Source organism: Fredinandcohnia quinoae (assembly GCF_022427965.1).
Taxonomy (GTDB): Bacteria; Bacillota; Bacilli; order Bacillales; family Bacillaceae_L; genus Ferdinandcohnia; species Ferdinandcohnia quinoae.
In genome coordinates, this window is the sequence record NZ_JAKTTI010000019.1 from 72,999 (window position 1) to 81,859 (window position 8,861).

General features: G+C 37.5%; 8 protein-coding genes. All 8 read left to right on the forward strand.

Annotated elements, in window-relative coordinates:
- Nucleotides 1–286 precede the first annotated feature (286 nt).
- Complete coding sequence (locus tag MJG50_RS12755; protein ID WP_240256119.1) at nt 287–1,144, forward strand: class II fructose-bisphosphate aldolase; 858 nt, start codon at nt 287–289, stop codon at nt 1,142–1,144.
- A gap of 220 nt (nt 1,145–1,364) precedes the next feature.
- Nucleotides 1,365–2,009 carry a fructose-6-phosphate aldolase gene (gene fsa / locus MJG50_RS12760; RefSeq protein WP_240256120.1) on the forward strand — a complete coding sequence of 215 codons (645 nt, stop codon included), beginning with the start codon at nt 1,365–1,367 and terminating at the stop codon, nt 2,007–2,009.
- Nucleotides 2,010–2,274: 265 nt separating this feature from the next.
- Nucleotides 2,275–3,561, forward strand: a complete 1,287-nt coding sequence (murA, locus tag MJG50_RS12765) for a UDP-N-acetylglucosamine 1-carboxyvinyltransferase (RefSeq protein ID WP_240256121.1) — start codon at nt 2,275–2,277, stop codon at nt 3,559–3,561.
- 94 nt (nt 3,562–3,655) lie between these two features.
- Nucleotides 3,656–4,618: a class II fructose-bisphosphatase gene (gene glpX, locus MJG50_RS12770; protein ID WP_240256122.1), complete on the forward strand. Its 963-nt coding sequence runs from the start codon at nt 3,656–3,658 to the stop codon at nt 4,616–4,618.
- Between the two features lie 365 nt (nt 4,619–4,983).
- Nucleotides 4,984–6,261, forward strand: coding sequence for a transcription termination factor Rho (gene rho, locus MJG50_RS12775; protein ID WP_240256123.1), 1,278 nt, complete (start codon nt 4,984–4,986; stop codon nt 6,259–6,261).
- A gap of 206 nt (nt 6,262–6,467) precedes the next feature.
- Nucleotides 6,468–6,668 (forward strand): 50S ribosomal protein L31, encoded by a 201-nt coding sequence (gene rpmE / locus MJG50_RS12780; protein WP_240256124.1) that lies wholly within the window; start codon nt 6,468–6,470, stop codon nt 6,666–6,668.
- 170 nt (nt 6,669–6,838) lie between these two features.
- Entirely contained in the window at nt 6,839–7,459 is a 621-nt protein-coding gene (locus tag MJG50_RS12785; RefSeq protein WP_240256125.1) for a thymidine kinase, read from the forward strand.
- A 211-nt stretch (nt 7,460–7,670) separates the two neighbouring features.
- A complete protein-coding gene (locus MJG50_RS12790) occupies nt 7,671–8,729 on the forward strand; it encodes an HD-GYP domain-containing protein (protein ID WP_240256126.1) in 1,059 nt (352 codons plus the stop codon).
- Nucleotides 8,730–8,861: the final 132 nt, after the last annotated feature.

An 8,861-nucleotide genomic window follows, 5' to 3' on the forward strand; every position in this document is an offset into this window, starting at 1 on the left:
TAAATGTGAAAAAAAAGTCATAAATATAGTAAAGTGCGTAGGTAATAACATGTAAACGCTTTAAGAAAAAAGGTTGCGAGCAAGACTATTGCGGAATTGAAATCTAGTTGGTATGCTATGTACTGTATTACAGCTATTCTAAAAACGAAAAGAACGACTTGGAAAGTTAAAACTCACACAATTCTTACCGCTATTATTACATATTATTAATTTTTACTGGTCATTCTAAAGATGATACATGTACGATGGAATAGTTGTAAAAACGGTATAAGGGAGGACTTTTACGATGCCTTTAGTTTCAATGAAGGAAATGTTAATCAAAGGTAAAGAAGAAGGATATGCAGTTGGTCAATTTAATTTAAATAATCTTGAATTTACTCAAGCAATTTTACAAGCAGCCCAAGAAGAAAATTCACCAGTTATTTTAGGTGTTTCTGAAGGAGCTGCCCGATATATGGGTGGATTCAATACTGTTGTTGCAATGGTTAAGGGACTTATGGAAGATTATAAAGTGACCGTACCAGTTGCTATTCATCTTGATCATGGTTCTAGTTTTGAAGCTTGTGCAAAAGCGATTCATGCTGGTTTTACATCTGTTATGATTGATGCATCTCACCATCCATTTGAAGAGAATGTTGAAATTACTAGCAAGGTTGTTGAATTAGCACATTTCCACGGTGTTTCTGTTGAAGCTGAGCTTGGAACAGTTGGTGGACAAGAGGACGATGTGATTGCAGAGGGTGTCATTTATGCTGATGCAAATGAATGTGTTGAATTAGTAAAACGTACTGGTATCGATTGCCTAGCTCCTGCATTAGGTTCTGTTCATGGTCCATACAAAGGTGAACCGAATCTTGGTTTTAAAGAGATGGAAGAAATCGGTAAGTTAACTGGTTTACCATTAGTACTTCATGGAGGTACAGGAATTCCTACAAAGGATATCCAAAAATCAGTTTCATTAGGAACTGCTAAAATTAATGTAAATACAGAAAACCAAATTGCATCAGCAAAAACAGTTCGTGAAGTTTTAGCTGCAAAACCAAATGAGTATGATCCACGTAAATACTTAGGTCCTGCACGCGACGCTATTAAAGAAACTGTTCAGGGCAAAATGCGTGAATTTGGTTCTTCAGGAAGAGCATAATATTTTTCTGCATGATTTGAAACATTTATACATCCATATACGACAAATAGATGAAGCCTTTAAGAGAGGGATTCTCTCTTAAATTAATGAATTTTAGCCGCTCGCACTTTGTGCATATTCCATTTTACGTTTTCGTAAATGGAATGGGCGGTTTTCTTGTGTAAGGGGATGAAAACGCCATCATTCGTGTTTATTCTACAAATTATTGGAGGGGAAGTAGATGAAGTTTTTTATCGATACAGCTAATCTTGATGAAATCCGTGAGGTCCATTCTTTAGGTGTTTTAGATGGTGTAACAACGAATCCAAGCCTTGTGGCGAAGGAAAATATCTCATTCCACGACCGTCTTCGTGAAATTACTGATCTTGTAGCTGGTTCTGTAAGTGCAGAAGTTATTGCAACGGATGCTCCTGGCATGATTGAAGATGGGCTAGAACTTGCTAAAATCGCTCCAAATATTACGATAAAGGTACCTATGACCCCTGATGGATTAAAAGCAGTCAAAGTATTTTCGGAAAAAAATATTAAAACAAACGTAACCCTCATCTTTTCAGCGAATCAAGCACTACTAGCAGCAAGGGCAGGTGCATCTTATGTCTCACCATTTCTTGGAAGATTAGATGATATCGGACATAATGGACTTGATCTTATATCAACAATATCACAAATTTTTGATATTCACGGAATTGATACTGAGATTATTGCTGCATCCATTCGACACCCAATACATATTACCGAAGCCGCGACACGTGGTGCTCATATTGCAACAGTCCCATATAAGACTATCCTACAATTATTTAATCACCCATTAACAGATCAAGGAATTGAAAAGTTCTTAGCTGATTGGAGTAATCGTACTAAATAGCATTCATTTGATGTAGTCCTTATACCACATATGTAGTAGAGGAAAATATTGCTTTTGTGAAATTTTTTTCAAAACCATACATGATTTTTGGTTTTTCGTGTAAACTATGAAATAATACTCGTACAACTATGAATTACTCAAATGTCAAAAAATTCCATAAAGTGAAGAGGAGAATAAATTCGTATTGACGTATTTGTGCCTAGATTTCAGATGATTTTCTGGATAAATCTGAGCATCCGCCATCTTCGCTAGAAGGGAGACATGAATGGAAAAACTAAAAATAGCAGGCGGCTATCCTTTGAAGGGCTCTGTGAAAATTAGTGGTGCTAAAAACAGTGCTGTTGCACTAATACCAGCGACAATACTAGCGGAGTCACCAGTAACGATTGAGGGACTACCTGATATATCTGACGTCCAAATTTTAGGTGGATTACTTGAGGAAATTGGCGGTAAGGTTGCATTAACTAATGATGAAATTTATGTTGACCCATCGAACATTGTCTCAATGCCACTACCAAACGGAAGGGTCAAGAAATTACGTGCTTCTTATTATTTAATGGGAGCAATGCTTGGCCGCTTTAAAAAGGCGGTAATTGGTCTGCCTGGTGGGTGTCACTTAGGTCCTCGTCCTATCGACCAACATATTAAAGGGTTTGAAGCCTTAGGTGCAAAGGTCACAAATGAACAAGGTGCGATTTATTTGCGTGCCGATGAATTACGTGGGGCACGAATCTACTTAGATGTAGTCAGTGTCGGTGCAACAATTAATATTATGCTTGCGGCTGTACGAGCAAAAGGTCGGACGATTATTGAGAATGCAGCGAAGGAACCTGAAATTATTGATGTGGCAACCTTACTAACAAGTATGGGTGCGAAAATCAAGGGTGCTGGAACAGATGTCATTCGAATTGATGGTGTAGACAGTCTACGTGGTTGTCGTCATTCCATCATTCCAGACAGGATTGAAGCAGGTACTTATATGATTATTGGAGCTGCCATGGGCGAAGGAGTGATGATTGATAATGTCATTCCACTTCACCTTGAATCGCTTATAGCAAAATTTCGCGAAATGGGCGTTATTGTCGAAACAAGCAATGATCAAATATGGATTGCTGGAAACAAGGATTTAAAATCGGTCGATATTAAAACTCTAGTGTATCCTGGATTTCCTACTGACTTACAACAACCATTCACATCACTGTTAACTAGAGCGAATGGCACAGGAGTTGTGACTGATACGATTTATGGTGCAAGGTTCAAGCATATCGATGAATTACGAAGAATGAATGCGCAAATCAAGGTTGAAGGTCGTTCAGCTATTGTCACGGGACCAGTTCAACTTCAAGGTGCGAAAGTAAAGGCAAGTGATTTGCGTGCAGGTGCTTCCCTAGTTGTTGCTGGCTTAATGGCTGAAGGTGTTACAGAAATTACTGGTCTTGAGCACATTGATCGTGGTTATAGCCATCTTGAAGAAAAGCTGACAGGTCTCGGTGCAACAATATGGCGTGAGAATCTTACAGAGGCAGAAATTGAACAAGTACAAAACTCATGATGATTTTCAGCGCTCCCACTTACAAAAGTGGGAGTTTTCGTGTAGACTAAAAGTGAAGTTTTTGGTAAGTTGACACCGATGGGGAGGGGTACGTATGGAAAGAAGTTTGTCAATGGAATTAGTACGGGTTACAGAAGCAGCTGCATTAGCATCGGCACGTTGGATGGGACGAGGTAAAAAGGATGAAGCAGATGGTGCAGCTACTTCAGCAATGAGAGACGTATTCGATACAATACCAATGAAGGGGCAAGTTGTGATCGGTGAAGGAGAAATGGACGAGGCACCAATGCTATATATTGGTGAAAAGTTAGGGACAGGCTATGGTCCACGTGTAGATGTTGCTGTTGACCCGTTAGAGGGAACGAATATTGTGGCATCGGGTGGATGGAATGCCCTTTCTGTTTTAGCGGTAGCAGATCACGGAAATTTACTTCATGCTCCGGACATGTATATGGATAAAATTGCAGTAGGACCGGAGGCGGTCGGACTCATTGATATTAATGCTCCCGTAATTGATAATCTGAAAGCGGTAGCGAAGGCGAAAAATAAGGACATTGAAGATATTGTTGCAACCGTTCTCAATCGCCAAAGGCATGAGCATATTATTACCCAGCTAAGGGAAGCAGGGGCGAGAATTAAATTAATCAATGATGGTGACGTTGCAGGGGCAATCAATACAGCTTTCGATCATACTGGGGTTGACATATTATTTGGGCAAGGCGGTGCACCTGAAGGAGTACTTGCTGCTGTTGCCTTAAAATGTCTAGGTGGTGAAATCCAAGGTCGCTTATTACCGCAGAATGACGAGGAAATGTCACGTTGTATTAAGATGGGGCTAGATGTCTCAAAGGTGTTACGAATGGAAGATCTCGTAACAGGTGATGATGCAATTTTTGCAGCAACCGGTGTTACAGATGGGGAATTGTTAAGAGGAGTACAATTTAAAGGGACTATTGGTACTACCCACTCTATCGTAATGCGTGCAAAATCTGGAACTGTAAGATTTATAGATGGAAGACATAGTTTGAAGAAAAAACCTAATTTGGTAATTAAATAGAATAGAATATGGGCGAGGTTTATCTCGCTCACTTTTTTCCAATAAAAATATTCTTATTGATTAAAAACAGGATTTTGGGGTAAAATAAGGAGAACTGTCTACTAAACATATTATGGCGCTCTATTCATTCTCGTATAGCCTAGGAGAATTATGCCACCCATATTTACGAAATACTTTACTTCAATAGCAAACCTTCATATGCTTCTAATCATTCCATCCATATCTTTTCATAAACGTTTTATCAAGCGTTAGCTTTTTTATAAGAGAAAGTCGGACTTTATTTGTTATTAAGTTCGAGTGGGGGAACAGGTTGAATTTCTATTTACAATTAAGTAATCATTTAAAAAATTAAAGAGTGGTGTCCAATGAGTATTACAATATCAAGTCTTGAAAACATGAAACTTAAAGAATTATATGAATTGGCTAAAGAGTTTAAAGTTTCATATTACAGTAAATTAAGTAAAAAAGAACTTATTTTTGCCATATTAAAAGCCCGTGCAGAACAAGACGGCCTTCTATTTATGGAAGGTGTTCTTGAAATTATTCAATCAGAAGGTTTTGGTTTTTTACGACCAATTAATTATTCTCCAAGTTCAGAAGATATCTATATTTCAGCTTCACAAATTAGACGTTTTGATTTGAGAAATGGTGATAAAGTATCCGGTAAAGTACGACCACCAAAGGAAAATGAACGATACTATGGTTTACTGCATGTAGAAGCAGTGAACGGAGATGACCCTGAATCAGCGAAAGAGCGTGTCCATTTCCCTGGATTAACCCCGCTATATCCAGATCGCCATATCGTATTAGAAACGAAGCCGAATCATATTTCAACGAGAATTATGGACTTGCTTGCACCTGTTGGATTTGGACAACGTGGTTTAATTGTTGCTCCTCCGAAGGCAGGTAAAACAATGCTATTAAAGGAAATTGCTAATAGTATTACAACAAATCATCCTGAGGCAGAATTAATTGTTTTATTAATTGATGAACGTCCAGAGGAAGTAACTGATATCGAACGATCTGTCGCTGGTGATGTTGTTAGCTCAACATTCGATGAAGTGCCGGAAAACCATATTAAAGTGGCAGAACTGGTACTAGAGCGTGCAATGCGTCTTGTAGAACATAAAAAGGACGTTATTATTTTAATGGACAGCATTACACGACTTGCAAGAGCATATAATCTCGTGATTCCACCAAGTGGACGTACATTATCAGGGGGGATTGATCCCGCGGCCTTTCATCGTCCAAAACGATTCTTTGGAGCAGCAAGAAACATTGAAGAAGGCGGTAGCTTAACAATTTTGGCCACTGCCCTGGTTGAAACTGGCTCTCGTATGGATGATGTCATTTATGAAGAATTTAAAGGTACGGGTAATATGGAATTACACCTTGACCGTTCATTGGCAGAAAGACGTATTTTCCCTGCAATCGATATTCGTCGTTCTGGTACAAGGAAAGAAGAATTGCTTATTCCGAAAGATCATCTTGATAAATTATGGGCAATTCGTAAAGCAATGTCTGACTCACCAGATTTTGCCGAAAAGTTTTTACGTAAATTGAAGCAATCTAAGACAAATGCTGAATTTTTCGAAGTACTTGATGCTGAGAAGAAAGCGGCAATTGCTAGACGAAACCAGTAGGTAGTTTGAAAAGCTTGTGACATGCTATTTATTTTTCCAAGGATATATTTCATTAATTAACTTTTTTTAACAAAAGGATTAAGTTGCAAATATGAGTATACCTTGTTATAATTTCAACATGTGCGTTTTAGCTATTTGAGTTTTATTCAAGTACTAAGACGTAACTCTGTTTCGAATATGATTCAGGGCGGAAGGAGATGAGACGAATGAAAGCTGGAATTCATCCAAACTACAAAAAAGTTATGGTGAAATGTGCTTGTGGTAACGAATTTGAAACTGGTTCTGTTAATAATGAGATACGCGTTGAGGTTTGCTCAGAGTGTCACCCATTCTATACAGGACGTCAAAAATTCGCTGATGCAGGTGGACGTGTAGATAAATTCAACAAAAAATACGGTATTAAATAATACTGTTTTAAACAAGTCAAAAACAGGCAAGTTTTTACTCCTTGCCTGTTTTTTATGTAAATTATTCATTTTCCTCTTACCAATAATCGAAAATCAAACATAGAATTTCCTCAAAAATGCGGTCAATCATTTGACTCGAAAAGAGTGAGCGAGGAAAAGGAGGCCGTTGCATGTATGTTATGAAGCAAAGTGGCTGGCTTGAAGTCATCTGCGGAAGTATGTTTTCCGGAAAATCAGAAGAACTAATACGACGTGTTCGTCGTACACAATTTGCAAAACAAACAGTCCAAGTATTCAAACCAAAAATTGATAATCGATATAGTGATGATGAGGTTGTTTCACACAATGGAACAGCAGTTATTGCAAAACCAATTGCAAGATCTGTTGACATATTGAAAGAAGTGACTGCAAAAACGGATGTCGTTGCTATCGATGAAGTTCAGTTTTTTGATGATGACATCGTGCATGTCGTACAAGCACTTGCTAATCAAGGACATCGCGTAATTGTTGCCGGTCTGGATCAAGACTTTCGTGGGGAACCATTTGGGAAGGTACCAGAACTAATGTCACTCGCTGAGCTTGTAACAAAGCTTCAGGCGGTTTGTACAGTATGTGGTTCGCCATCTAGTCGAACACAGAGATTGATTAACGGTTCTCCGGCATCATACGATGACCCGATAATCCTTGTCGGAGCATCTGAATCCTATGAAGCTCGTTGTCGACACCATCATGAAGTACCAGGTGCACCAGTACCTGAATCTTTCATTCAAACAAATAAAATGGGAATATAAACGTACTTCCTCTTAAGGGAGTACGTTTTGTTATTGTCTCCTACTAATTTCTCACTTACCTCGGGAAGAGCTACCTACCACAATAATCAATCATTACAGGTATTAACCTATTTTGTCATACATTGCATACATTTCTATATTTTGTTAATATATACTTGTTTTTAAAGGCGATTATTTAATTCATTTAATATGTAATTAAGGAGACTTAGAAATGGAGCATTTAAATATCACATTTGATTTGGTAGGTAGTTCACTTGGTGAAGATATTTTTTCAGATCAAGGGATTTTGTTATTAAAGAAAGGGACGATTTTAAAAGAAGTTCATATACTTTTATTACAAAAATACCGTTTCGGTACTAAGGTAACGGTTGATTCTACAACAAATGAAATAGTAACTGAAGAAAATGAGTTATCTAGTTCAAAGCCTTATAAATCTTTTCAATCCTATATTAAAGATACATTTCAATTGTTCTTAAAAGATAAATATATTGATTTAGTAGACTTAAGAGAGAAGTATTTTAGTTTAATAGAAGTATCTTTAAGTGATTTTTCAATCATGAGGGTACTTCAAAGTGAGGTAAAAAAAGAGGATTATCTATATCAACATAGTATAAATGTGGGGATATTTTCTGCGATTATTGGTAAATTGTTAGGCTTCAATAAAAAGGATTGCTTGTTACTTGCAGAAATGGGCCTATGGCATGATATAGGGATGTTTAATATCGATAAAAACATTCTTGAAAAGGAAGGGCCACTTCTAGATGATGAATTCCAGAGAGTACAGAAGCATACGAAGATGGGATACAATTTATTAAGATCCTTTACCGAAATGGAACCAATTATATCAACGTCTGCTCTACTTCATCATGAGCGATTAAATGGCAGCGGTTACCCAAGACAACTTAATGAAAGTGATATTCCTTATTTGGTTCAGGTTATTTCTGTAGCTGATTGCTTTAATGCAATGGGGATGAAAACCAATTATGGAGAGAAGAAATCTGATTTCGCAGGAGTATATGAGCTTGTTAAAGAAGCCTTCAACAATCGCCTAAATCCAGCTATTGTTATTCCTTTTGTTCGATACATTATGAGACAAAATCTATACGAAAAGGTCGTTCTAAGCAATGGAGATGATGCTGAAGTCATTTTTATTCATGATAATGAACCACATCAGCCATTGGTAAAAGTACAAAATGAATATATTGATTTGCGTAAAGATTCATCTTTAAAAATAGTTAGTTTAATGCAAAAGCAATCAGTACTAAAGTAATTAATGAGAGAATAATATGTTCACCATTACTTGTAGTTAATACATAAAAAAAAACGTACTTCCATTGAGGAAGTACGTTCAGATTGTCGACAAAAGGCACCGAGAGGAATCCCTCTCGGTGCCTTTTGTCAT